At 68.9% G+C, this 23,138-nt stretch carries 23 protein-coding genes; 8 read left to right on the top strand and 15 right to left on the bottom strand.

Annotated elements, in window-relative coordinates; genetic code table 11:
- Positions 1–4 precede the first annotated feature (4 nt).
- Positions 5–475, top strand: coding sequence for a type IIL restriction-modification enzyme MmeI (locus Mschef_RS01465; RefSeq protein ID WP_197686705.1), 471 nt, complete (start codon positions 5–7; stop codon positions 473–475).
- Here the strand turns inward: Mschef_RS01465 and Mschef_RS01460 are convergent.
- The 4 genes from Mschef_RS01460 to Mschef_RS01445 all read right to left on the bottom strand — a co-directional run bounded on the left by Mschef_RS01460 (position 400) and on the right by Mschef_RS01445 (position 3,747).
- On the bottom strand, positions 400–1,047 hold the full coding sequence (locus tag Mschef_RS01460) for a hypothetical protein (protein WP_136256198.1): 648 nt from the start codon (positions 1,045–1,047) through the stop codon (positions 400–402). The genes Mschef_RS01465 and Mschef_RS01460 overlap by 76 nt on opposite strands.
- Positions 1,048–1,053: 6 nt before the next feature.
- The gene (locus tag Mschef_RS01455) at positions 1,054–1,284 is read right to left on the bottom strand and encodes a hypothetical protein (RefSeq protein ID WP_081126074.1); all 231 of its coding nucleotides are present in this window, start codon (positions 1,282–1,284) and stop codon (positions 1,054–1,056) included.
- Positions 1,281–2,123, bottom strand: a complete 843-nt coding sequence (locus tag Mschef_RS01450; protein WP_081126073.1) for a Fic family protein — start codon at positions 2,121–2,123, stop codon at positions 1,281–1,283. Before Mschef_RS01450 ends, Mschef_RS01455 begins: the two co-directional genes overlap by 4 nt.
- A gap of 526 nt (positions 2,124–2,649) precedes the next feature.
- Positions 2,650–3,747: an IS110 family RNA-guided transposase gene (locus Mschef_RS01445; protein WP_081126072.1), complete on the bottom strand. Its 1,098-nt coding sequence runs from the start codon at positions 3,745–3,747 to the stop codon at positions 2,650–2,652.
- Between the two features lie 104 nt (positions 3,748–3,851).
- On the opposite strand from Mschef_RS01445, the gene Mschef_RS01440 reads away from it, so the two are divergent.
- Positions 3,852–4,772 (top strand): DUF808 domain-containing protein, encoded by a 921-nt coding sequence (locus tag Mschef_RS01440; protein ID WP_081126071.1) that lies wholly within the window; start codon positions 3,852–3,854, stop codon positions 4,770–4,772.
- Here the strand turns inward: Mschef_RS01440 and Mschef_RS01435 are convergent, their stop codons facing one another.
- The 3 genes from Mschef_RS01435 to Mschef_RS01425 form a co-directional block, all read right to left on the bottom strand.
- Positions 4,773–5,027, bottom strand: a complete 255-nt coding sequence (locus Mschef_RS01435; protein WP_081126070.1) for a YkgJ family cysteine cluster protein — start codon at positions 5,025–5,027, stop codon at positions 4,773–4,775.
- Positions 5,028–5,036: 9 nt separating this feature from the next.
- Positions 5,037–5,876, bottom strand: a complete 840-nt coding sequence (gene aroE / locus Mschef_RS01430; protein ID WP_081126069.1) for a shikimate dehydrogenase — start codon at positions 5,874–5,876, stop codon at positions 5,037–5,039.
- Between the two features lie 81 nt (positions 5,877–5,957).
- Positions 5,958–6,539: a lipocalin family protein gene (locus Mschef_RS01425; RefSeq protein ID WP_081126068.1), complete on the bottom strand. Its 582-nt coding sequence runs from the start codon at positions 6,537–6,539 to the stop codon at positions 5,958–5,960.
- 128 nt (positions 6,540–6,667) lie between these two features.
- Between Mschef_RS01425 and Mschef_RS01420 the strand changes: the two genes are divergently transcribed.
- On the top strand, positions 6,668–6,934 hold the full coding sequence (locus Mschef_RS01420; RefSeq protein WP_136256468.1) for a hypothetical protein: 267 nt from the start codon (positions 6,668–6,670) through the stop codon (positions 6,932–6,934).
- A gap of 36 nt (positions 6,935–6,970) precedes the next feature.
- On the opposite strand, the gene Mschef_RS01415 is transcribed toward Mschef_RS01420, so the two are convergent.
- On the bottom strand, positions 6,971–7,600 hold the full coding sequence (locus Mschef_RS01415; RefSeq protein ID WP_136256467.1) for a hypothetical protein: 630 nt from the start codon (positions 7,598–7,600) through the stop codon (positions 6,971–6,973).
- 217 nt (positions 7,601–7,817) lie between these two features.
- Between Mschef_RS01415 and Mschef_RS01410 the strand changes: the two genes are divergently transcribed.
- From Mschef_RS01410 to Mschef_RS01400, 3 genes are all read left to right on the top strand, one after another.
- On the top strand, positions 7,818–8,810 hold the full coding sequence (locus Mschef_RS01410; protein ID WP_168708932.1) for an SLAC1 family transporter: 993 nt from the start codon (positions 7,818–7,820) through the stop codon (positions 8,808–8,810).
- A gap of 85 nt (positions 8,811–8,895) precedes the next feature.
- Positions 8,896–9,759, top strand: a complete 864-nt coding sequence (locus tag Mschef_RS01405; protein ID WP_136256466.1) for a hypothetical protein — start codon at positions 8,896–8,898, stop codon at positions 9,757–9,759.
- A gap of 22 nt (positions 9,760–9,781) precedes the next feature.
- Positions 9,782–10,366, top strand: a complete 585-nt coding sequence (locus tag Mschef_RS01400; RefSeq protein WP_168708931.1) for a methyltransferase family protein — start codon at positions 9,782–9,784, stop codon at positions 10,364–10,366.
- A 95-nt stretch (positions 10,367–10,461) separates the two neighbouring features.
- On the opposite strand, the gene Mschef_RS01395 is transcribed toward Mschef_RS01400, so the two are convergent.
- From Mschef_RS01395 to Mschef_RS01375, 5 genes are all read right to left on the bottom strand, one after another.
- Positions 10,462–11,580, bottom strand: coding sequence for a hypothetical protein (locus Mschef_RS01395; RefSeq protein WP_081126062.1), 1,119 nt, complete (start codon positions 11,578–11,580; stop codon positions 10,462–10,464).
- Between the two features lie 270 nt (positions 11,581–11,850).
- Complete coding sequence (locus tag Mschef_RS01390) at positions 11,851–15,093, bottom strand: hypothetical protein (RefSeq protein ID WP_136256465.1); 3,243 nt, start codon at positions 15,091–15,093, stop codon at positions 11,851–11,853.
- A 44-nt stretch (positions 15,094–15,137) separates the two neighbouring features.
- Complete coding sequence (locus Mschef_RS01385) at positions 15,138–16,001, bottom strand: DoxX family membrane protein (RefSeq protein WP_081126060.1); 864 nt, start codon at positions 15,999–16,001, stop codon at positions 15,138–15,140.
- A 98-nt stretch (positions 16,002–16,099) separates the two neighbouring features.
- Positions 16,100–16,798, bottom strand: coding sequence for an aquaporin Z (gene aqpZ / locus Mschef_RS01380; RefSeq protein ID WP_081126059.1), 699 nt, complete (start codon positions 16,796–16,798; stop codon positions 16,100–16,102).
- A gap of 294 nt (positions 16,799–17,092) precedes the next feature.
- The gene (locus Mschef_RS01375) at positions 17,093–18,376 is read right to left on the bottom strand and encodes an acetyl-CoA C-acetyltransferase (protein WP_081126058.1); all 1,284 of its coding nucleotides are present in this window, start codon (positions 18,374–18,376) and stop codon (positions 17,093–17,095) included.
- A gap of 140 nt (positions 18,377–18,516) precedes the next feature.
- Between Mschef_RS01375 and Mschef_RS01370 the strand changes: the two genes are divergently transcribed.
- Positions 18,517–20,298 (top strand): DNA primase, encoded by a 1,782-nt coding sequence (locus tag Mschef_RS01370; RefSeq protein WP_081126057.1) that lies wholly within the window; start codon positions 18,517–18,519, stop codon positions 20,296–20,298.
- Positions 20,299–20,574: 276 nt separating this feature from the next.
- Positions 20,575–21,471, top strand: coding sequence for an NAD(P)-dependent oxidoreductase (locus tag Mschef_RS01365; protein WP_276965072.1), 897 nt, complete (start codon positions 20,575–20,577; stop codon positions 21,469–21,471).
- Positions 21,472–21,605: 134 nt separating this feature from the next.
- Here Mschef_RS01365 and Mschef_RS01360 read toward each other — a convergent pair whose 3' ends face one another.
- On the bottom strand, positions 21,606–21,803 hold the full coding sequence (locus Mschef_RS01360) for a hypothetical protein (protein WP_081126055.1): 198 nt from the start codon (positions 21,801–21,803) through the stop codon (positions 21,606–21,608).
- A complete protein-coding gene (locus Mschef_RS01355) occupies positions 21,800–23,101 on the bottom strand; it encodes a type I restriction-modification system subunit M (RefSeq protein WP_242426457.1) in 1,302 nt (433 codons plus the stop codon). The genes Mschef_RS01360 and Mschef_RS01355 overlap by 4 nt, the downstream gene beginning before the upstream one ends.
- Positions 23,102–23,138: the final 37 nt, after the last annotated feature.

The raw sequence follows: 23,138 nt of genomic DNA, 5'->3' as shown, positions 1-23,138 counted from the left end.
GCGCGTGCCGCTGAGCTGGAACGAGATCAAGGACCGCGCCCTGCGCTTCTCGCGCGAGTGGGCGCTGGAATCCTCCGAGGACGCCGAGGCCAAGAGCTTCTGGGACGGCTTCTTCGAGGTGTTCGGCGTGTCGCGCCGCCGCGTCGCCAGCTTCGAGCGGCGGGTGAAGAAGATCGACGGCAAGGACGGCTACATCGATCTGCTGTGGAAAGGCGTGCTGCTGATCGAGCACAAGTCGCGCGGCAAGGATCTGGACCGCGCCTCGGCGCAGGCGCGCGATTATTTTCACGGCCTGACCGAAGCGGAACTGCCCAGGTACCTGCTGGTATCGGACTTCGCGCGCTTTCGCCTGTACGACCTCGATGCCGGCGATGCACGCAGCAGAATCCGGCCTGTTTGCTATTCGGTTGTGCCGGATCTGGGCTCGACTGACTGGCGCAGCCATTCTTCGACAATCTGTGCAAAGTCGAGGTAGTTCAACGCCGCGCGATCGATCCGTTGCTGGTCGCAGATGATCGGCAGGGCTTCCGCGAAGGCCTTGTATTGATCACGGATGAAGTCATCGCCCGGAACCAGGCGCCGCGATGTCGTCCTCAACCAGTCCCGCACCACCTGCAAAATCCGCTCGGGACGCGCATCGTGACTGCGGATGTCCTGCCCGGAAATATCCGAAAGGCATTTCTGGTAGCGATAGCTATCGCTGTCGAGGACAAGGAGCTTCTTCGCGGCATATGCCGATCCACCGAACTTCCTGCAGCCCAGATCGAGCCCGAGTTCGAAAGGCATGTTGAAGCGCGGCAGCTTGTTGGCAGGATCCAGTTCGACACGCGAGATGTCGTGGATGGCGTAACGCGACTCGCGGATAAGCCGGATGATCTTGTCGACGCGCACATCTCCCGAGTCGGCCTCCTCAAGAGCGCACCGTGGCCGGAAGCCACAGGCATAGACCGTGAAGACAAGAACCTCAAAGAGCGGCGCGTAGCCGGCATCGAACGGGCAGTTGAGGAAGACATCACTCGGATCCGGACGGGTGGGCTTCCTTGCCATGCAGCTTCATGCGGCCGTGCGGGAGCGCTGCGCCACCGTGATTGCCTCGGGCTCGACAAAGCGCACGTGACCGCTCCCTGTCGCTGTGTCGGACTTGCGCAGAGCCTTGACGCTCTTGATCCCGGACTTTTCTCGCGCATCCCGGACCGTTATCTGTAACTTGGCAGCAGAAATGTTTCCACTTTTGCGTCCCAGGCGCTTGATGACGATTTTGGCTGGCGTGGACTTCTTTTTCATGTCTTCATGTTACTCCGAGAGCAACACCGGAAAGACAGATAGCCGATCTGGAAGTGAACGAGGATGGCGCGCACCACCGGGTGGATGAAGTGCTTGTCGTCGTCGACAAGGTTGGCGAAATTGCACAGCCGCTGCGGCAGCTCGCGGGCCGGCGGCGGGCTGTGCAGGAGGGTGCCGATCTCGTCCTGCACCACGATGTTCTCGTCCGCGCGCCGAAACCTGCCGGCGGCACCCGGATCTTGCAGCGTGCCATCGGTCAGCATGCGATGGATTTCGAACACGACGTTCGGCGTCAGTGGAGAGTCCAGCCAGCGCTTGAGCTCGCGCATGGTCAGGAAATTGTTGACGATCATGCGTTCGCCGTGGTCGCGCGGCGCGCGCCCCGTGCGCAGCATGTCCTTGGCCACCTGGGTCGTGGTGGCGGCGCCTTCCAGTTGCGACGAGGTCATGGCCTCTTCCATCAGCGACCGCAGCAGATAGCGTTCGCGCATGGCGTCGGAAGGCATGCGGTCGGCGCCCTGCAAGGCACCGGCGGCATCGCGCGCGACCAGAAACAGACGCCGCTGGATGCTGTCGCTCGGCACGACCTTGAACGGGTTGCCGTCCTTGTCGTGTAGCGGCGGCACGGGGCGCCCCAAGGCATGTCGCGCGAATTGGATGCCCAGCCACCACTGTTCGGCGTTCAAGCCCGCAGGCGGCGTGAGGTGGTGCAGATGGTCCCAGTGCTCGTTCTTGCCCCTGACCTCGGCGCGGAGCTGATTCGAGAGGATGGCGCCGACCTGTTCGCCGTAGCGATTGAACAATTCCGGCCATGCCGGCGGGGCGACGGGTTGCTTCATGGGCGATCCACCAATGTTCTACCGAAATCCACAGGAATCGGTAGATCATTGGTAGGTGTTTTTCAACCACTTGAATCGAATGATCTTTCCATGCGCATGAAATCACGTCTGCCGACTGCGGCGCGTGACCATGGCAAGGGTCTTGCCGCGCGCGTGCCGCGCATCGCCTAACATCGCCCATAAGAGACTTCCCGTCAACGCCGCGCGCTTGAGGTTCTTGCCTTGAGCTTTCGGGCCATGGCTGGTCATCGTGTTGTCCTCTTTGCTGCGTCGTGCGTGTCAGTGCTGCGTGGTGATGCAACGAATGTCAGACTGCATTTCCATAAACGGTCTTGTTGCGCCGCTGATGCTGGCGCGGACCAGGGTATAAACCGCACCCGGAGACCTCGTTCGTCTTTCGGTATCGTCGGTGTTCGGGGATCAGCCGAAACACGGGGTGACGTCCGGCAGGTTAGTCAGGTTCTCTCCGGGTCGGTCTGACCGTTGTCGACCACTTCGCGCTGACGTGAAAGGATGTGCGTTCGTGTCATGCCATGCCGGCGATCCTCACCGCGCGCTTGCCGGCCGGGCGCTGCACCATCGGGTGCTTCAGCCACGCCTCGGCGTCGTAGGCTTCCTCGCGCGCCAGCATCGCCCACAGTTGCCGCGCGTGTTTGTTCGCAATCGCCACCAGCAGCTTGCCGAACGGCATCCGACACGCCAGTTGGCGGATCCAGATCTGCTCGGGCGTGGCCCGATCCTGTGCAGTCACCTTGGCGCGCTGCAGGCTGCTGCGCGCGCCCTGGATCAGCAGCGTGCGCAGGTAGGCATCGCCGCGGCAACTGATCGTGCCCAGGCGGGTGTGCCCGCCGCTGGAGTGCTGGGTCGGCACCAGGCCGAGCCATGCGGCCAGTTGCCGGCCGTTCTTGAACTCCTTGGCCGAGCCGACGCTCGCCACCATCGCATCGGCGGTGAGCGGGCCAATGCCGATCAGCGCGCGCAGCCGCACGCAGCGCTCATCCGCCTTGGCGTGCGCTTCGATGCGCGCATCGCACGCGGCGATGCGGTCGCGCACCTGCGCCCAGTGCGCGCTGAGATCGCGCAGCAGTTCCTTCAGCTCCGCAGGCAACGATGCCGCTGCGTCGAGATCCGCCAAGGCGATGCGCAACGCCCGGTCACCCTGCGCCATCACGATGCCAAACTCGGCCAGCAGACCGCGCAGGCGGTTGCTGATCTCCAGCCCTTCGGTCTTGTAGCCCTCGCGCACGCGATGCCATGCCAGCCGCGCCTGCTGCTCGACCGACTTGACCGGCACAAAGCGCATGTTGCCCTGGCGTGCCGCCGTGGCAATCGCCTCGGCGTCGTTGCGGTCGTTCTTCAGTGTGCGGCTCTTGCGGAACGGCGTCACGAACTGCGCCGCCATCAAGCGCGGCTGCAGACCGACCTCCAAACAGCGCCGCGCCCAATGGTGCGCGCCACTGCATGCCTCCATCGCCACCACGGTGCCGGCCGGCACCTGCGCCAGCCACAGCGCAAACGCTTCACGCCCGAGATCCTGCCGCCGCTGCACGTGTCCGGCGCCATCCACCGCACATACGGAAAACAGGTTCTTCGCCAAATCCACGCCCATGGTTATAGTGCTCATCGAGACTTCCCCTTCTGCTGACGGTTGTAAAAACCATCATGGCCCTCGAGGCCGTTGGAAGCGGGAAGTCTCTTTTTACTCGGCTTGTTCATGAGCTTTTCTCCATGGCCACCAGCCTGCTCGCCCTGCTCGATGACATCACCACGGTGCTGGATGACGTGGGCGTGCTCACCAAGCTGGCGGCGAAAAAGACCGCCGGCGTGCTTGGTGACGACCTGGCGCTGAACGCGCAGCAGGTCGCTGGCGTGACCAGCAACCGCGAGCTGCCGGTGGTTTGGGCCGTGGCCAGGGGCTCGCTGCTCAACAAGGCCATCCTGGTGCCGGTGGCGTTGCTGCTGAGCGTGTTCGCGCCGTGGGCGGTGATGCCGCTGCTGATGCTCGGCGGCGCGTATCTGTGTTTCGAAGGCGTCGAGAAACTCGCACATGCGTTGCGCCAGGCTGGTGCCGCGGACGCCGCGCACCATGCCGAACTCACGCGCATGCTGGCCGATCCGGCGTTGGATGTGCTGGCCCTGGAGCGCGACAAGGTCAAGGGCGCGATCCGCACCGACTTCGTGCTCTCGGCCGAGATCATCGCCATCACCCTGGGCGCGGTGGCGCAGTCCACGCTGGCCACGCGCATCGGCGTGCTGGTGACCATTGCGTTGGTGATGACCGCGGGCGTCTACGGGCTGGTCGCCGCCATCGTCAAGCTCGACGACCTCGGTCTGCACCTGCAGCAGCGCGCCAGCCGCGCGGCGCAGACCGCGGGTCGCGCCATCCTCGCCGCCGCGCCGTGGCTGATGCGGACGCTGTCGGTGGTCGGCACGCTCGCCATGTTCCTGGTCGGCGGCGGCATCATCGCCCACGGCGTGCCGGTGCTGCACCACGCCAGCGCGATGCTGGCCGCCGTGTCCGATCCATTCGGCTGGTTGACGCCGTTGCTGTTCGATGCCGCGCTGGGCGTGATTGTCGGTGGCGTGGTGCTGGCGCTGGCGGCGCTGAGCAAACGCGCGTGGCCGCGCGGCGTCGCGCGGCCGCGGTAATCACGGACGCGTGGCGGACTCCAGCGCGGTCAGCAGCGTCAGCGCCGCGCCGCGCGAGGTGCCGCACATCGCCGGCTCGGCGCGCAGGCTGGCGCAGACGGCGGGGCGCTCGACGCGCCCGAACAGCGCGCAGCTCAGGTCCGGCAATAGCTGCACGCAGCGCACGCCGGCGGGCTTGCCGTGCGGCATGCCGGGTATTGGCGAGCTGATCGATGGGGCGATGCAGCAGGCGCCGCAGCCGGGGCGGCACTGCATCGGGAACACTCAGGCTTGCGGATGTTGCGCGCGCAGCGCGGCGAACACCGGCTCGGTGTCGGGCGTTTCGCCAAACCAGCGCGCATAGGCCATGGCGCCGCCTTCGATGAGCATGCCGAGGCCATCGAAGGCATAGCGCGCACCCGAGGCATGCGCCCAGCCCATGAAATCGGAGGCGGCGCGGCCGTAGGACAGGTCGTAGCAGGTGGCGCGCGGGGTCACCAGATTGAACGGCAGCTCCAGATGCTGGCCGAGCACGCCGGTGCTGGTGGCGTTGATGATCAGATCGAACACGCCGATGTTGGCCAGGTCTTTCCAGTAACGGCTGTGCACGCGACCGGGCATGCCGATGGCATCAACCAGCGCATCGGCGCCGGCCGGGTGGCGGTTGACCACGGTGATCCGGCGCGCGCCGGCGTCCAGCAGCGCCCATACCGCCGCGCGTCCGGCGCCACCGGCGCCCAGCACCAGCACGTCATGGCCGCGCAGATCGACACGGTAACGTTCGGTGAGGTCGTGCACCAGGGCGGCGCCATCGACATTTTCGCCGTTGATGCTGCCGCCGGCCTCGCGCGTGAGCATGTTCACCGCGCCCAGGCGCTGTGCCCACGGCCCGAGATTGGTGGCCAGATGCGACGCCGCGGTCTTGTGCGGCAAGGTGATGTTGAGCCCGGTGCCGCCTGCGCTGAAGAACGCGCGCACGCCTTCCTCGAGTTGTTCGGGCGCGAGGTCGATGCGCTGGTAATCGATCTGCCGGCCAAACTGCGTGGCGAAGGCGTGATGGATTTCAGGCGAAAGACTGTGTGCGATCGGGTGTCCGACCACGCCGCAACGGGCGATCTGGGTCATGTGGCCTCCGGCCATGGGTCTGCGCGCATTGTAGTGGGCTGCGGCGGATGGTCACGCGCGACCTGCCGGCCGGCCGTGACTTCACTGAAAGCCTGGTTGTCCTGCTTCGGCCGGCGTCTGCGGGATTTTTTTCACCTGGTCCACCGGGAAACCCAGCGCCCTGGCCTTGTCCAGCAGCATGGCGTAGGTGTGCGCATCGAGCGTGGGCGTGCGCGCGAAGATCCACAGCAGCTCGCGCGAGGGCAGGCCGATCAGCGCGTAGTCGTAGGCCGGGCCGGGCCCGACATCGAGAATCGTGTAGTCGGAGGTGAACGGCCAGATGAAGCGCACTTTCCAGCGCGCCGGGTCGCGCGGATCGGGCAGCCACGCCACGCCCTTCCACTCCGAGTACGTCGTGTCCTTGAATGACTTCTTGTAGAAGTACAGGTCGTCGAGCCTGCCATCGGGCCGCTGGCGGTAGATCACGTAGCTGGCCAGCTTGCCGCGTTCGGCGAAATACGGGATGTTGGCGATCACGTACCACTTGCCCAGATAGCGGTCGAGGTCGACGTTGCGTGCGGCCGGCAGGGGCTTGCTCGGCGTGCCGGCGCAGGCGCCCAGCAGGACGGCACCGAGCAGCAGCAGGACAAGGCGGGTGTGGCGTGCGGTCAAGGCGTGGCGCATCAAGATTCTCCGTCAGGGTGACTACCATGCCCGCGCGATGGTCAAGGAAAGATCAAGACGTCCGCGGCGTCGCAGGGTTTGCGATGGCTGGCGCGCAGGCTGTGGTGGTTCCCGGCCCGGAGTCCGCCATGTCCTCATCGTCGATGCGCCAGTCAACGCCCGTTCGTGCCACGCCCAGCCTCGGCGCGCTGGCGTTGCTCGCGGCCAGCGGCCTGCTGCTGCAGCCGTGGTTGCCGCAAGGCCTGGGCTTGGCGCTGACGCTGAGCGCGCTGCTGCTGATGCCGCTGCTGCACGCGCGCCTGCGCCAGTTGCTGCTGCTGGCGGGTGGCGCCGCGTTGCTGTGGTCGCTGCGCGCGCTGGCGCGGCGGCGTGCGCGGCGCGATACGTCGCGCTGAGCATGGCCCGTGCCGTGTCGCCCGCTGGCGCGGCGCTCAGGTCGTCGTCGCGGTGATCACGATGACGGCGCCGGCATAACTGCCCGCGACCTTGGCCTTGGACAGATTCATGCGCATGCGTAGCGCGCCGTTGTGCGCCTGCGCCGCGCCCAGGCCGGTCGGCTTGAAGCGCGCGGGCGTGACCGCGAGGCTGCGCAACACGATGCTGGCACCGCTGCCGCCGGGGCCATTGAGCGTGGCCGTGCTGCCACTTTGAAAGCGCGCGCTGACGCGCGTCTGTGCGTTGCGCGAGCCCAGCGCGCGCACCGCCCAGGCATTGTCGATGGTCAGCAACACGTTGTTCATTGGGTTGGCCTTGCCCGGCGCGATCGCGGCATCGGCGCTGAGCGTGGCGCCGCTGGCGCTGGCGGTCAGCGCCTTGGCGGGCAGGCGCGTACCCGCCGCGGGCGTGGCTAGTTTGCTGAGCACGGCGGCATCGATATCCAGTTCGATGGCGCTGTAGTAATAAAGCAGCGTCAGCGGTTGCAGGGTCACCTTGAATTGCGTGGCGGCGGGCGCTGCCTGCGCGCGGATGCTGGGCAGCACGGCCAGCAGCAGGGCGACAAGCCCGAGTGCGCGCAAGGCCCGCGCGGGCCGCGTGCGGCCAGGCGTGTCGGCATGCTGCATGGTTTCCCCTGCGTCCATGCCAGGAATGAAGCAAGGTCAGTGCCAGCGGCCACAAAGCCGTGCAGTGAGCTGAATCCTGACGCGATCCAGCCGCATGCCGGCGCCGCGCGGTGGACCTGCTGCGCGCATTTGCGTCGCAGCGGGTCGCAGCGTGATCGGCGGGTTGCCGGCGCCGGGCGCGGAACCAAGGCGCGCCGCGCGGGTCTGGTCTGGGATGATGTCTGCAGCGTCTACAGCGCCGGTGGCGTCCACATCGGTACTGCCCGGTTCGCGCTTCGTGCCGATCGAGCGCTTCGGCGCGGTGATGGGTCTGGCGACGCTGGCGCACGCCTGGCTGCTGGCGCATGCGCGGTACCACGCGCCATGGCTGATCGGTGCGTTGCTGGCCGCGCTGGCGCTGCTGCTGTTCGTGGTGCTGGGCCTGCGCACGCTGTGGCAGTGGTGGCGCATGCCGCTGCGCGTGCGCGCGGAGTGGGCGCATCCGCAAAGCAAACCGCTGGTCGGCACGCTGTGGATCAGCCTGCTGCTGCTGCCGCTGCTGCTGGCGCCAGCCAACATGCTTGCGGCGCGCGTGCTGTGGGGCATCGGCGCGCTGGGCGCGCTGGCCTGGGCTTGGCACACGTTGGGCAGTTGGCTGCGCGGGCGCCATCGCCTGGCGCACATCAACGCGGCGTGGCTGATCCCGGTGGTCGGCGTGCTGGATATTCCGCTGGCGCTGCCGGCCTTGCGCTGGTTGCCCGCGCTGACCCCGCTGGCGGCGTTCGCGCTGCTGTTTGGCGCGCTGTTCACGCCGCTGGTGAGCGCGCTGATCTTCGCGCGCATGGCGCTGGGGCGGGCGCTGCAGCCGGCACAGTTGGCGGCGCTGCTGATCCTGGCGGCGCCGGCGGCGGTGGCCTCGAGCGTGTTGCGACTGGTGTTTCCGGCGTGGCCGATGCTGGCGCTGGGCGTGCTGCTGCTGGCGGTGTTTCTGCTGGTCTTGCTGTTGCCGCAGTTCGCGCGCGACAGCCGCGCGCACGATTTCGAGGCGGCCTGGTGGACGCTGAGTTTCCCGCTGGCGGCCACGACCGTGGCGGCACAGCTCAACACACCCTGGGGCGGGTCCGCGGGCTTGTGCCTGGCGCTGCTATTGCTGGCCCTGACCAGCGCCGTGGTCGCTGCGCTGCTACTTGGCAGCCTGCGCTTGTACTGGCGCGGGTCGCGTGCGCGCTGAGCATGCGCGCCCTGTCGGCTATCGCGCGCAACGGCCATGGCGCAGTACGCTGGCGCGACTTGATCCCGGTCCGAGGCAGAAGCGCATGGCGGTTTGCAAACCACGCACGCGCATGATGTTCGCGCTGGCGCTGGCGCTGGCGCTGGCGCTGGCGCTGGCGCTGGCTGCGCCGCTGGCGTTGGCCGCACCCGCGCCAACGCCTGCCGTGCCCGGCGCCGCGCTGCCCGCGGGCCTGGATGCGACCCTGCATGAATTGGCCGGCAGCGTGCCGGTCACGGGCACGCTCACGATCGACCAGACCAGCATCACCGGTACCGGCGCCAAGGCCAAGCACAGCACGGCCAGGATCACCTTCGATGTATCCGCCGCGCGCGGCGTCAGCCTGCATGTGCCGGGCGTCGTGCTGGCCCAGGCCGAGCAGCAGATCGCCGCACACCAGCGCGACCCGGAATTGCCCACGCCGAGCGCCGACCTGCTGGGCGGCACGAATCTGGTGCAGGTGCAGCGCATGCTCGATCCTGCTGTCGCGCTGCGCGCGGCGTTGATCGGCGCCAAGCTGCTGCAGCAATCGCCCACCACGCTCGACGGCGTGCCGGCCACGCTGTTGCGCTTCGATCTGCCGCTGCATGCGGACAAGTCCGAGCGCGACATGGTCAAGCAGTACCACGACGAGCTTTCGCTGTGGTTGAACGCGCAGGGCGCGCCGCTGGGCTTCACGCGCAGCACCCGCACCGAGGTCGGCTGGTTCCTGCTCCATGCCGACACCCGACGCAGCGAGCAGGGGCGCTTTCAGATCATCGCCGGACGCCTGGTCATCACGCAGCTCGACGTGCAGCAGGACGGCAGCGCGCTGGGCCATCGCGGCAGCAGCACGACGCATTATTCCCTGCACCTGAGCGCGCACGCGCCGATACCCGCGGCGCATGCGGCGGCCGCGACCGGCGCGTGAGTCGCGCAATCCGGGAGTCCCCATGAATCCTCTGCTGCGCAGCTTCCTGCTGGAATTGATCCCCCTGCTGTGGCTGGTCTGGCTGCTGTACTGGTGGCTGGGCGCCGGTCACCTGAAAGCCGTCGCGCGCCGCGAGTCGCCCCTGCAGGGCGCCAGCCACGGCATTCCGCTGGTGCTGGCGGCGTTGCTGTTCCTGTTGCCGGGCCGCGACCTGGGCGCGCTGGCGGCGCCGTTCATGGCGCGCAGTTGGACCGGCTACGGCATCGGCGTGGTGCTGGTGGCGCTGGGTCTGGCTTTCGCCGTGCAGGCGCGCCGGCATCTGGGCGCCAACTGGAGCGGCACGGTCACGCTGAAGCAGGAGCACAGCCTGATTCGCAGCGGCCCGTACCGGCACATCCGCCATCCGATCTACACCGGGATACTGCTGGCGTTCGTGGGCAGCGCGCTGGCGCTGGCCGAGTGGCGCGGCGTGCTGGCCGTGCTGCTGGCGGCCATGGCGCTGATCATCAAACTGCGTCGCGAGGAGCGCTGGATGCTGCAGTGTTTCGGCGCCGACTACGCCGCGTACCGCAAGGCGAGCTGGGCACTGCTGCCCGGGCTGTATTGATCACCTCGGCGCCGCGCATCCGCAGCCGCGGCGGACCGCGCGAACACACCCGGCGCGCCCGTCGCGCGGCATGCGCGGTGCGCGTGCCGCGGCATTCAGTGCCGCAGCGGTGCGCGCGGCCATGGCATGCCCTGCGCATCGACTTCGGCCAGGGGCGCATCGCGGCGCGGCGGCGCGCAATCACTGCGTGCGGCGAGCGTCGTCTGCAGCAGCGGCAGGCCAGCCGCATCCAGCGGCGTCGCCAGCACCTCGATGTCGCGCGCATCGCTGTCGCCCAGCAACAGCGCCACGATGCCCAGACCGGGCGCGGTGCAGGCGTGCAGCGCTGACGCGGCCCGGGCATCCGGCGCGCGCAGGATCTCGATCACGCCCGCAGGGCTGAACTGCACCCCCGGCGCGTCATCCAGCGCACCCGGCGGCAGGCCGTGCGCTTGGAACAGGGCCGCGGCCTGGCGCAACTCGAACACCGCCGCGGCATAGGCGTGCACGCGCGCGTCAGGGTCCGGCCGGGTACGCGCCACGAACGCGCGCGGCGTTTCCAGCGCCACGTGCGCGCCGGTCCATTGCCAGCGCGCGCCGCGCGGACTGGTCGCCTGCTCGCGGCGCGCGGGCGTCAGCAGCGCAGCCTCGAGCAGCGGCCAGTGCGCGGCGAAGCCGGCGTGTTCGTACTGCACGCAGGTCAGCGCCAGCAGGTCGGTGAGGCTCATGTAGCGCGCGTGCTGCAGGCGCAGTCCGTAGCCGCGCATCAGCACGTCGGCGCACTGGGCGCTGGCCTCGCCTTCGTTGGCCAGCACCTGTTCGAGGCGGGTGCCGAGTGTGGCGGCGTGACCGGCTTCGGCTTCGATCAACAGGGGCAGATAGCGCATCGGTGCGCCGGCGAATTCGGTGCCGGGCGCCAGCGCCGCGGCGGGCATGCGCCCATGGTGCGCGCCGATGGCAACCACCGCGCCGTGGCCGCGCGGCAGACGCAGGCCCAGCTCGGCCAGCGCCGCGTGCGCGGCGAATCCGGGACGCAGGATCTCCGCCGCATCGAGCAGCCCGGTACCCAGCAGCAGGCGCGCGTGTTCGATGCCGGGCAGCAGACGCTGCAAATCCACGGCGATGGCGGCCGCCAGCGCGTCGCCAGCATCGCGTTCGAGCAGCAGGCGCGCGGGCGCGGGTTGCGGGCTCAGTTCGCAGGCGAGCACGGCGTGCAGGGTGACGATGGCGGACATGGATCGCTCGTGGTGTTGGCGGATGCGCGCCGCGGCGCACTCGGGGAGTGTGCCGGCGCGCGGGCACGCGGCGTGCCGCTGGACGATTGTCTTATGTCTTGTGCGGGGCCGCGCGCGCAACGATGCAGGGGCGGCTTCCTGCACCCGGCGAAAGTCCAGTCGTCTGCCACCTGCCGTGCAGATTCCGCATGCGCGTGTGGCGTGTCGCCAGGCGTAAACCCAAGCGGCCGGAGACAGCGCGAAAACCGCGCTGTCTCCGCTGCGCGCGCCTCAGGCCCCCACCAGCGGCGGCAGCGCCGGCGCGGGCTTCAGCGTCAGCGGCGAGCCGGTGGGCAGCGTGGCCACGCCCGCCGCGTAGGCCGCGGCGTTCCAGGATTTCACCTGGCCCATCAGGCTGCCGTTGTACTGCACCAGCAATTGCCCGATCAGCGCGCGGTTGCTGGCGATCAGCTCGCGCACCTGCGCGCGCGGCGGCTCGCCCCAGCTCGATGCGGCCAGCCCGTACAGCGTGCTGACGTGCTGGTGCAGGTGGCTGAAGTGGCGCAGGAAATCCTCCGCGACCTGGTGCTGGGTGTGCGGATTCCACAGCACGTCCTGGTAATCGCCGAGCTGCTTGTCCAGCGCCTTGGCCTGGGTGATCAGCGTGGCGTGCTGCTGCGCCCAGGTGACATCACCGTGGCCGCGCGCCAGCACCGCGCCGAGTGCCTTGCGCATGGCCGCGACGTGGTTGAGCACGCGATTCACCGCGGACAGCTCGGTGCGCGCCTCGAGCCCGGCCGCGGTATCCGCGCGGTAGGTCGCCAGCGCGACCTTGTAATGCGCATCGGGCAGCACGCGCAGCGCGATGGTCTGGCTGGCGCCGGCGGCGGTGAAGGTGGCGCTGTAGTCGCCCGGCGGCACCGACGGGCCAAAGCCGCGCCCGTGCGGACCTGCCTTGCCCAGCGGTGGGTCGAGCCTGGCCGGGCCCGCATAGCGCAGGTTCCACGCCAGCTGGTTGACGCCGGCCTTGCCCGGGCCGTGCAGGGTGTCGATGAGCTGACCGGCGGCGTCGTGGATGACGATCTTCACCGGCGCATGGTGCAGGGCTTTCTGCGCCGCGGTCGGTTGCACCGCCTTGGCCAGGGCGTAGCTGATCACGGTGCCGGTGGGCGCGTTGGGCGCGACGAACGCGCTCGGGCCGACGCCATTGCTGCCGCTGGCATACAGCAGCTTGCCGGGCGAGGCGGGGAATACATGCAGCGGCGCCGCGGCGATGGCGGTGTCGTAATCCTCGATCGGGCGCAGGTTGTCCAGCACCCAGATGCCGCGCCCGTGCGTGGCCAGCACCAGGCTGTGCGTGCTCGGCACGAAGGTCAGGTCCATCACCGACACGCCGCCCGGCAGGTTGGCGTGCAACGCCTGCCAGTGCGCGCCGTCATCGCGCGAGTACCACAGCCCGTCCGACAGCGTGCCGGCGAACAGCAGGCCGGCGTGGTCGGGGTCTTCGCGCACCACTTCCACCGAGCTGTCGGGCAGGCCGCGGCTGATGTTGGTCCAGTGCTTGCCGTAGTCGCGGGTGCGATACACATAGGCGTGGTTGTTGCCCAGCTCGTGCGCGTCGAACGCCGCATACGCGGTGCCGGCGTGGAAGGGCGAGACGGTGACGTTGTACACGCGCGCCCACTCGGGGGCGCCGCCGGGCGTGACCTTGCTCCAGTGCGCGCCGCCGTCGCGGCTGACCCACACCCAGCCATCGTCGGTGCCGGCCCAGATGACCCTGGCATTGGTCGGCGCCAGCGTCAGCGACTGGATGGTGTCGTAGGTCTCGGCGCCGGACATGTCCTTGGTCACCGGGCCGCCGCTGGGCGCCTGCTTGGCCTTGATGTCACGGGTCAGGTCCGGGCTGACGATCTGCCAGTGCGCGCCGCCATCGGTGCTGTGGAACACCACGTTGGCGCCGAGGTACAAATCGTCCGGATCGGTCGGCGACACCGCGATCGGCGTGGTCCAGTCGAAACGGTATTTCTGCTGCGACATCGGTTTGCCCGACAACAGCAGCCCGGCGAGGATGTCCTTCACGTACGGGTTGATGCTGCGCTTGCGCTGGGTCACGCGGTCATAGCGCGTGGCGTAGCCGTCGTCGGTGACGGCGTAGATGATGTTGGCGTCGCTGGGCGCGGGCACCACGTACTGGCCGTCGCCGCCGGCGACATCGAACCAGTCCTGGTAGCCGGTCACGCCGCCGCGCCGGTAATCGCTGGAATCGCCGCACCAAGCGTCGTTGTCCTGCAGGCCGCCGCAGACCAGATACGGATAGGGCGCCTGCTGCGTGCTCACCGCCACCTGGTAGAACTGCTCGATCGGCAGGTTGTCCAGATAGCGCCAGTGCTTGCCGGTATCCAGCGTCAGGTACACGCCGCCGTCGTTGCCCTGGATGATGCGGCGCGGATTGCGCGGGTCGATCCACAGCGCGTGGTGATCCACGTGCACGCCCTTGTCGGCATAGAACACGTGCCTGCCGCCGTCCTTGCTTTCCATCAGCTTCATCGACATCAGGAACAGGCGGTTGGGGTCATTCGGCATCACCGCCAACTGGGTGAAGTAGAACGGACGCACGTCGTTGTCGTGGTCATCGCTGACCTGCATCCAGTGGCTGCCGAGATCGTGCGACACCCACAGCACGCCGCCCTTGGCCTGGATCACCGCGTACACGGTCTGCGGCTGGCTGGGCGCGAAGGCGATCGCACTGCGGCCGATGTCGCCCTTGGGCAGGCCGTGCGTGAGCTTGCTCCAGTGCAGGCCGCCATCGGTCGAGCGATACAGCCCGCCGGACTTGCCGCCGCTGGTCAGCATCCATGGCCGCCGCTGCAGCGGCCACATGCCGGCGATCAGCACCTTGGGGTTGCCCGGCTCGTAGGCGATGTCGGCGCAGCCGGTGTGGTCGTTGAGGTACAGCACCTTGCGCCAGTGCGCGCCGTCATCGGTGCTCATGAACACGCCACGCTCGGGGCCGCGCTTCCACACATCGCCGGCCGCGCAGACGAACAGCGTATCCGGATGGTCCGCGTCCACCGCGATGGCGGCGATCTGCCCGGCATGGTGCAGGCCCTTGTCCACCCAGGTCTTGCCGCCGTCGGGGGTGAAGTACACGCCATCGCCATTGAGGATGTCATTGCGCGGATTGGCCTCGCCGGTGCCGACCCACAGCCAGTTCGGGTTGTTGCCGGCCAGCGCCATGGCGCCGATGGATTGCGTCGGGCCGTGGTTGAAAATCGGTTTCCAGGTGGTACCGCCATCGGTGGTTTTCCACACGCCGCCGCCGGCGCTGCCGACGTAATACAGCGCCGCATCGCCGGCCACGCCGAGCACGCTGGTCACGCGCCCGCCGGCCACCGCCGGGCCGAGATTGCGGAACGCAAGATGGTGAAACGGTCCGTGCGGCGTGGCCGCCCTGGCGGTGTCGGCCGCCTGCGCGGCGGGCAGCAGCACCGCGCCCAGCAGCGCGGCGGTGGCGATCAGGGATGCAAAACGCATGGCGGGGTGCTCCATGGCGGGGGAGCTGCTTTGGACCGCGGCGCTCAGGTTTCGTTCATGCGCAGCACATGGCGGTCTGGCGGGTCATCGCATCCGTTGCCCGGGATCGATCGTTGCAACCCACGATCGGAGGACCAGGGCGTGCCCCTGTACGAGTCGGCCACCACCCAGGCAGCGGCCGTCAGCGTCCAGGAAACCGTGAACTCGCCCCATTGCGAGACGTCCGCGTGACCCGAGATCACCACCGGCGCCCACACCAGCAGCGTGAACACACCCATCTGCACCGCTGCAAGCGCCGCGGCCAGCCGCGCATGCACGCCGATGAGCAGGGCCGCGCCCGCGACGAGGTACGCAGCGCCGGTCAAACAGGCCCAGAACACCGGAAACGGCAACCAGCCCGGGACGAGCGCGGCGGTCAATTCGAGATAGGCGAAATGGGACAGGCCGAAAGCGATCAAGGCCAGGGCATAGAGCAGGCGCGCGCCGCGCACGCCCGAGTAGCCCGCGGCACGGCCGGCGCGCAGCTCCCGACCGCGGCTGCCAGCGAACCACGCATGCAGTACCCAGGCCCCCGCAACGAGTACCGCCGTCTCGCCGGCGCTTTCGTAGGAGACCTCCACGGCAGGCGCGCGCACGATGACCGACACCTTGAACGCCACCAGCCAGAGCAGCAGATAGACCAGCAGCACGCGCGCGGACACCGCCGCCGTGCGCGGCCAGAGCAGGCCGATGCCGCATCCCAGCGCGACCATGCCGCAGAGCCAGGCCAGACCCGCGCGCGCCGGAAAATCCAGTGGCACCGGTCGCCAGATCGGCGCGAAATGGCCGCGCAGCAACAGGCCGAGTATCCCCAGTGCGATCAGCGTCGCCGCGAAGACGGCATGCCCCACGCTTGCGCTGCGCATCATTGCGAGGCTCTCCCCCTGTACCGGTGCTTTTGCCGCGCCTGCGCGCGGTCAGTCGCCTTGGTGCGCGGTTGGGCACGGGTCCACAGTCCGTGGGCGGATCACTCGCGATCGAACAGCATGCGGAAGATCCAGCCGCCCACCGCGCCGCCGATCAGCGGCACCAGCCAGAACACCCACAACTGGTGTACCGCCCAGCCGCCCTGGAACAGCGCCGGGCCGGTACTGCGCGCGGGATTCACCGAGGTGTTGTCCACCGGAATGCTGATCAGGTGGATCAGCGTCAGGGTCAGGCCGATGGCGATGCCGGCGAAGCCCGCCGGCGCGCGCTTGGAAGTCGAGCCCATGACCACGAACACGAAGAACGCGGTCAGCACGAACTCGGTGATCATCACCGCGCCCAGTGCATAACCACCCGGCGAGTGCGCGCCATAGCCGTTGCTGGCGAAGCCGCTGGCGCTGGCATCGAAGCCGGGCTTGCCGCTGGCGATCAGGTACAGCACCCCGGCCGCGGCGATGCCGCCGATCACCTGCGCCAGCCAGTACGGGATCACGTCCTTCCATGCGAAGCGGCCGCCGGCGGCCATGCCCAGCGAAATCGCGGGATTGAAATGCCCGCCCGAGATCGAGCCGACCGCGTACACCATGGTCAGCACGCTCAGGCCGAAAGCCAGCGCCACGCCGGCGAAACCGATGCCGAGGTGCGGGAATGCCGCCGAAAACAGCGCGGCGCCGCAACCGCCGAAGACCAGCCAGAAGGTGCCGAAGAATTCCGCGAAACAACGCTTGCTCAGGCCCATGCGCGCTCCCCTTGATTGTGCGGTGATGGACATCCGGACAACTGCGCCAAGTCTAGTCGCGGCGTGCCGCGTGCGATCGCCGCCGAGCCATACGGTTCCGTAATGCGCGCCATGCCGCATGGCCACCCGTTCTGGCGATGAAGCGCCCGGTCGCGAAGACGCGAGCGGATGCACGCCGGCCCGCACGGATGCGTCCGCGGGATTGCCCAGAGCCTGCGCGAATCAGCCGCTTGCGTGACGGCTTCGGGTCCGGTCATCCGTGGCCGGGCTGAAAGGCTAAAAATCCACCGCTGCTCAGCGCTCGACGATGGCCGCCACGCCCATGCCGCCGGCGGTGCAGATCGAGATCAGGCCGCGCCCGCCGCCGCGCTGCGCCAGCAGTTTGGCCAGCGTGGCCAGGATGCGCGCACCGGTGGCGGCGAAGGGGTGGCCCACCGCCAGCGAGGAGCCATGCACGTTGAGCTTGGCCTGGTCGATGCTGCCCAGCGGCGCGTCCAGGCCCAGGCGCTTCTGGCAGTAAGTCGCCGATTCCCACGCGCGCAGCGTGCACAACACCTGCGCGGCGAAGGCTTCGTGGATTTCGTAGTAGTCGAAATCCTGCAGGCTCAGGCCATGGCGCTTGAGCAGGCGCGCCACGGCGATGGTCGGTGCCATCAGCAGGCCCTCGCCGGCGACGAAATCCACCGCGGCGACCTCGGCATCCAGCAGATACGCCTGCACCGGCAGGCCGCGCTGCGCGGCCCAGGGTTCGCTGGCCAGCAGCGCGGCGGCGGCGCCATCCGAGAGGCCGGTGGAATTGCCCGCGGTCAGCGTGCCGAGGCCCGAGCTGGTGTCGAACGCGGGTTTGAGCGCGGCGAGTTTGTCCAGCGTGGTATCGCCGCGCAAAAAACCATCGCGCGCGAGGCCGCGGAACGGCACCACCAGGTCATCGAAAAACCCGGCGGCGTAGGCGGCGGCCAGTTTCTGGTGGCTGGCCAGCGCCAGGCGGTCCTGATCCTCACGCGCGATGCCCCACTGCCGCGCCATCAGTTCGGTGTGCTGGCCCATGCTCAGGCCGGTGCGCGGTTCGGCCACGCCGGGAAACGCGGGCATCAGCTCGCGCAGGCTGAAGCCGCGCAGCGCCGCGCGCAGCCTGGCGCCGCTGTCACGCGCACGGTTGACCGCCAGCAGGCGCTTGCGCAGCGGCTCGGAAAACACGATGGGCACGTCGCTGGTGGTGTCGCTGCCGCCGGCGATGCCGGCCTCGATCTGCCCGCAGGCGATCTTGTTGGCGACGATCACCGCGTTGTCCAGCGAGGTGCCGCAGGCGCGCGCCGTGGTGATCGCCGGCGTGGTCGCGGCCAGGCCCGCGGACAGGGTGACCTCGCGCGCCAGGTTCCAGTCGCGGTCGAGCTTGAGCACCGCGCCGAACGCGACCTCGCCCAGTTCGACGCCGGCGAGCTGCATGCGCTCGACCAGCGCGCCGAGCACCTTCACGCCCATGCCGAAATTGCCGACCTCGGCGTAGGCCGTGTTGTTGCGGCAGAACGGAATGCGCGTGCCGCCCAGGATGGCGACACGCCGTGCCGATGGGTTCATGAGCGTGGCTCCGCGGCGAAGGCGCAAGGCTAGCGCGTGGTCGCGCGCGGCGATACCCGGCGCCGCGCGGCGCGTTCACGATGGGCGCATTGCGCCGCCGTAGCACAGCAGCATCGGTCGCGGGCTGGCATGCTTGGCGCATGCCGCGCATCCCCGACCGTTTCATCGATGAACTCCTGGCGCGCGTCGACATCGTCGAGGTGGTCGAGCGCCGCGTGCCGCTGAAAAAGGCGGGACGCGAATGGACCGCGTGCTGTCCATTTCACAACGAGCGCTCGCCTTCGTTCTTCGTCAGTCCGCAGAAGCAGTTCTTCCACTGTTTCGGTTGCGGCGCGCACGGCAGCGCGATCAAGTTCCTGATGGATTACGAGCGCATGGAGTTTCCCGATGCGGTCGAGGAACTGGCGCGCACGGCCGGCATGGAAGTGCCCTACGAGGGCGGCGGCGAGCGCGCGCGCGACGACTTCAGCGAGCTGTACGCGGTGCTGGAGGAAGCCGCGCGCTGGTTCCAGCGCGAGCTGCCGCAAAGCCCGCTGGCGCAGGATTACTGCGCGCGGCGCGGGCTGGATGCCGACACGCTGCAGCGCTTCCGCATCGGCTGGGCGCCGTCCGGCTGGGACAAGCTGCAGCGCGCGCTGGGCGCGACGCCGGCGCGCCTGCAGTTGCTGGAACAGGCCGGATTGCTGGCCAGCAACGAACAGGGGCGGCGCTACGACCGCTTCCGCGAGCGGCTGATGATCCCGATCCTCGACCGGCGCGGGCGCGTGATCGCCTTCGGTGGCCGGATCGTTGCAGGCGCGCAGCCCGCGCGCGCGGATCAGGCAGCCGACGCCCCCGCGCGCGCTGCCGCGGCCGGCGACGGCCCCAAGTACCTCAACTCGCCGGAGACCGCGCTGTTCCACAAGGGCCGCGAGCTGTTCGCGCTGTGGCAGGTGCGCCAGGCGGCGGGCGCGCTGCCGCGCGTCATCGTGGTCGAGGGCTATCTCGATGCCATCGCGCTGCACCAGCATGGCCTGCCGCAGGCGGTGGCGACGCTGGGCACCGCGACCACGCCGGAGCACACCGAGATGCTGTTCCGCGCCACGCCCGACGTGGTGTTCTGCTTCGATGGCGACCGCGCCGGACGCGGCGCCGCGTGGCGCGCGCTGGAAGCCACGCTGCCGCGCCTGCGCGACGGGCGCCAGGCGTATTTCCTGTTCCTGCCCGAGGGCGAAGACCCCGACAGTCTGGTGCGCAAGGAAGGCGGCGCGGCGTTCGCGCAGCGTCTGGCCACGGCCACGCCCTTGTCCGAATATTTTTTCGAGCACCTCGCCGAGGATGTGAACGTGGCCACGCTGGATGGCCGCGCGCGTCTGGCCGAACGCGCGCGCCCGCTGCTGGCGCGGCTGCCCGACGGTGCGTTCCGCGATCTCATGCAGCAGGCGCTGCAGGCGCGCACGGGGGTCAGCGCACCACCGGCAGCGGCGCCAACCACGCCCGCGCGCGCACCGGCGCGGCGCGCATCCGCGGTGCGCCGCAGCCTGGTGCGCGAGGCCATCGCCGTGCTGCTGGCCGAGCCGGCGCTGGCCGCCGAGGTGGCGCCGCCGTGGACGTTCGCCGCGTCCTCGCAGCCCGGCGTGGCGCTGCTGATCGAGCTGCTGGAACTGGTGCGCGCGCGGCCGGGCATCTCGGTGGCGGCGCTGCTCGAACATTTCGTCGGACGCAGCGAGGCCGACGCCTTGCACAAACTGGCGCTGATCGAGTTTCCCGAGGCCCACGATCTGCGTTCGGAGTTTCTCGGCGCGCTGGCCCAGCTCACCCGCCAGGCGCACGCCGAACGCCTCGATCAACTGACCCGCAAGCTGCAGCAGGAGGGCTTGAGCGCGCCCGAGAAAAGCGAGCTGCAGGCGTTGCACGGCATGCGTCGGCACGGCCAGGCCTGAGCGTATCGGCGTATCGGCGTGTCGGCCTGTCGGCGCGCGGATGCGGTAGCCGAAAGGCAACTCCCCCCTTGTCATGCTGAGCGCAGCGAAGCATCCGCGCAGAGCACGGCAACGCCGCTGGATCCCCGGTTCGCGCTGCGCGCGCCCGGGGATGGCGAGAAGAATCGATTCGTTTCACGACTCCCGACTCCCGACTCGCTGTTTCCCACTCGCACTCGCCGCCCTGTCACCACACTGTTGCGCGCAGCGCAGCAGGCTTCGTGCTGCAATCGTGTTTTGCATCGGGAGACGGACATGCGCATCGGATTTCTGGGCACCGGCGGCATGGGCGCGGCGATCGCGCTGCGCTTGCAGGCGGCGGGGCACGACGTGCATGCCTGGAACCGCACGCCCGCGGCGCTGCAGCCGCTGTTGGCGGCGGGGGTGACGGCAGCGGCGGATGCGGCTGGCGCTGCCGCGCAGCCCGTGGTGTTCAGCATGCTGGCCGACGATGCCGCCGTCGACGCGGTGCTGGAACAGGGTGGCGCGCTGGCGGCCATGCCGGCCGGCGCGGTGCACGTCAACATGGCCACGGTGTCGGTGGCCTGCACGCAGCGCCTGGCCGCGGCGCACGCCGCGCGCGGCGTGGGTTACGTGGCGGCACCGGTGTTCGGTCGCCCGGATGCCGCCGCCGCCGGCAAGCTGCACGTGCTGGCCGCCGGCGCGCCCAGCGCGGTGGCGCGCGTGCGACCGCTGCTCGAGGCCATCGGCCAGCGCGTGTGGCCCTTCGGCGACGACCCGGCGCGCGCCAGCGCGGTGAAGCTGGCCGGCAACTTCATGCTCGCCGCCGCCATCGAGGCGATGGCCGAGGCCAGCACGCTGGCGCAGGCGCACGGCGTGGCCGCGGCGGACTTCCTCGGCCTGATGAGCGAGACCTTGTTCGCCAGCCCGGCCTACCGCGGCTACGGCGCGCTGATCGCCGCGCGCCGCTTCGAGCCCGCCGGCTTCCGCCTGCGCCTGGGCTTCAAGGACGTGCGCCTGGCGCAGGCCGCCGCCGATGCCGTCGCCGTGCCCATGCCCTTCGCCTCGGTGCTGCGCGAGAACTTCCTCGACGCCCTCGCCCACGGCGCCGGCGAGCTGGACTGGTCGGCCCTGTCCGAGGTCAGCGCGCGCCGCGCCGGACAGCGCGACTGAGGCCGCTGCGCGCCGGGCGGGCCTGGATTCCCGCCTACGCGGGGATGACGAATAAGTGGGTCGATGCCAAGCCGACATCCCCGTGCCGTGAACTGATTGGCCGTCATCCCCGCGCAGGCGGGGATCCAGCCCGGTCAGCGCGTGGCTGCTGCGTCGGTGCGTGCCGCGCCGATGGCATGCGCATCGAGATCCGTGGCGATCAGGCGGAGCTGCTCCAGCGCGGCCTCCAGGTCGTCCACGATCTCGTCCACGCTCACCGCGCACTCGGCCGGCAGCTTGCGGTGGAGGGTCTCGCCCGCGCCGTCTTCGAACAGCGCGTTGTGGAATTTCAATCCGCCGACGGCAACAGTGGCAGGCCCAGCTCTTTCAGGAATGCGTTGTGTTGCGCCGTCGCTTGGCGGATGGCTTGCTCGATGTCCACCAGGCTCGCATGCGTCGCCGCCAGGTCGATCTCTTCCTCGCCCAGCGCCGTGCTGATGTAGCGCGAGATGTTCAGATTGAAGTCGTTCTTCTCGATCTCCGCCATGTCCACGCGGCGGGCGTAGCGCGGTTCTTCCTTGCGGAACTGGTAGGTATCGACAATCCGGTCGATGTGTTCCTTGCTCAACTGGTTCTGGCGTTTGCCCTTCACGAAATGCTCGGCGGCGTTGATGAACAGCACGTCGTCGGGCTTCTTGCACTTTTTCAGCACCAGAATGCACACCGGGATGCCGGTGGAATAGAACAGGTTGGCGGGCAGGCCGATCACCGTGTCGATGTGGCCGTCCTTGAGCAGCTTGGTGCGGATGCGTTCCTCCGCGCCGCCCCGGAACAGCACGCCGTGCGGCAGGATGATCGCCATCACCCCTTCGTCCTTGAGGAAGTGGAAGCCGTGCAGCAAAAAGGCGAGGTCGGCGGCGGACTTGGGCGCGAGGCCGTGGCTCTTGAAACGCACGTCATCGGCCAGCGCGTCGGTGGGCTCCCAGCGGTAGCTGAAGGGCGGGTTGGCGACGATGGCATCGAAGCTCGGCTTCCTGGCCGGGTTCTGCTCGCGCAGCATGTCCCACTCGTTGAGCAGAGTGTCGCCGTGGAAGATCTCGAACTCGGTGTCCTTCACCCCGTGCAGCAGCATGTTCATGCGCGCGAGGTTGTAGGTGGTGATGTTCTTTTCCTGGCCGTAGATTTTGCCGATGGCGCCGCCCGCCTGGGCCATCTTCTTGCGCACATTGAGCAGCAGCGAGCCGGAGCCGCAGGCGAAATCCAGCACGCTGTCGAGCCTTTTTTTCGTGCCGGTTTTCGGCTCCTGGCTGTCCAGCGTGACGATGCCCGAAAGAATGCTGGAAATCTGCTGCGGGGTGTAGAACTCGCCCGCCTTCTTGCCCGAGCCCGCTGCGAACTGGCCGATCAGGTATTCGTAGGCATCACCCAGCGCGTCGATGTCGGTGGAAAATTCCGCCAGCCCTTCGGCGATCTTCTGGATGATGCTGCACAGCTTGGCATTGCGGTCGGCGTAGGTCTTGCCCAGCTTGGGCGAACCGAGGTCGATCTCGGAGAACAGGCCCTGAAAGGTGCTCTCGAACGATTCCGTCTCGATGTATTTGAAGCCCGCCTGCAGCGTGTTCAGCAGCTCCGGTTTCTGGGTGCGCGCCAGGTTGGCGATGCTGTTCCACAGGTGCGCAGGCTGGATG

This window comes from Metallibacterium scheffleri, from assembly GCF_002077135.1.
Taxonomy (GTDB): Bacteria; Pseudomonadota; Gammaproteobacteria; order Xanthomonadales; family Rhodanobacteraceae; genus Metallibacterium; species Metallibacterium scheffleri.
The sequence above is the reverse complement of the archived record's forward strand: the minus strand, read 5'-3'. Positions and strand labels throughout refer to the sequence as shown.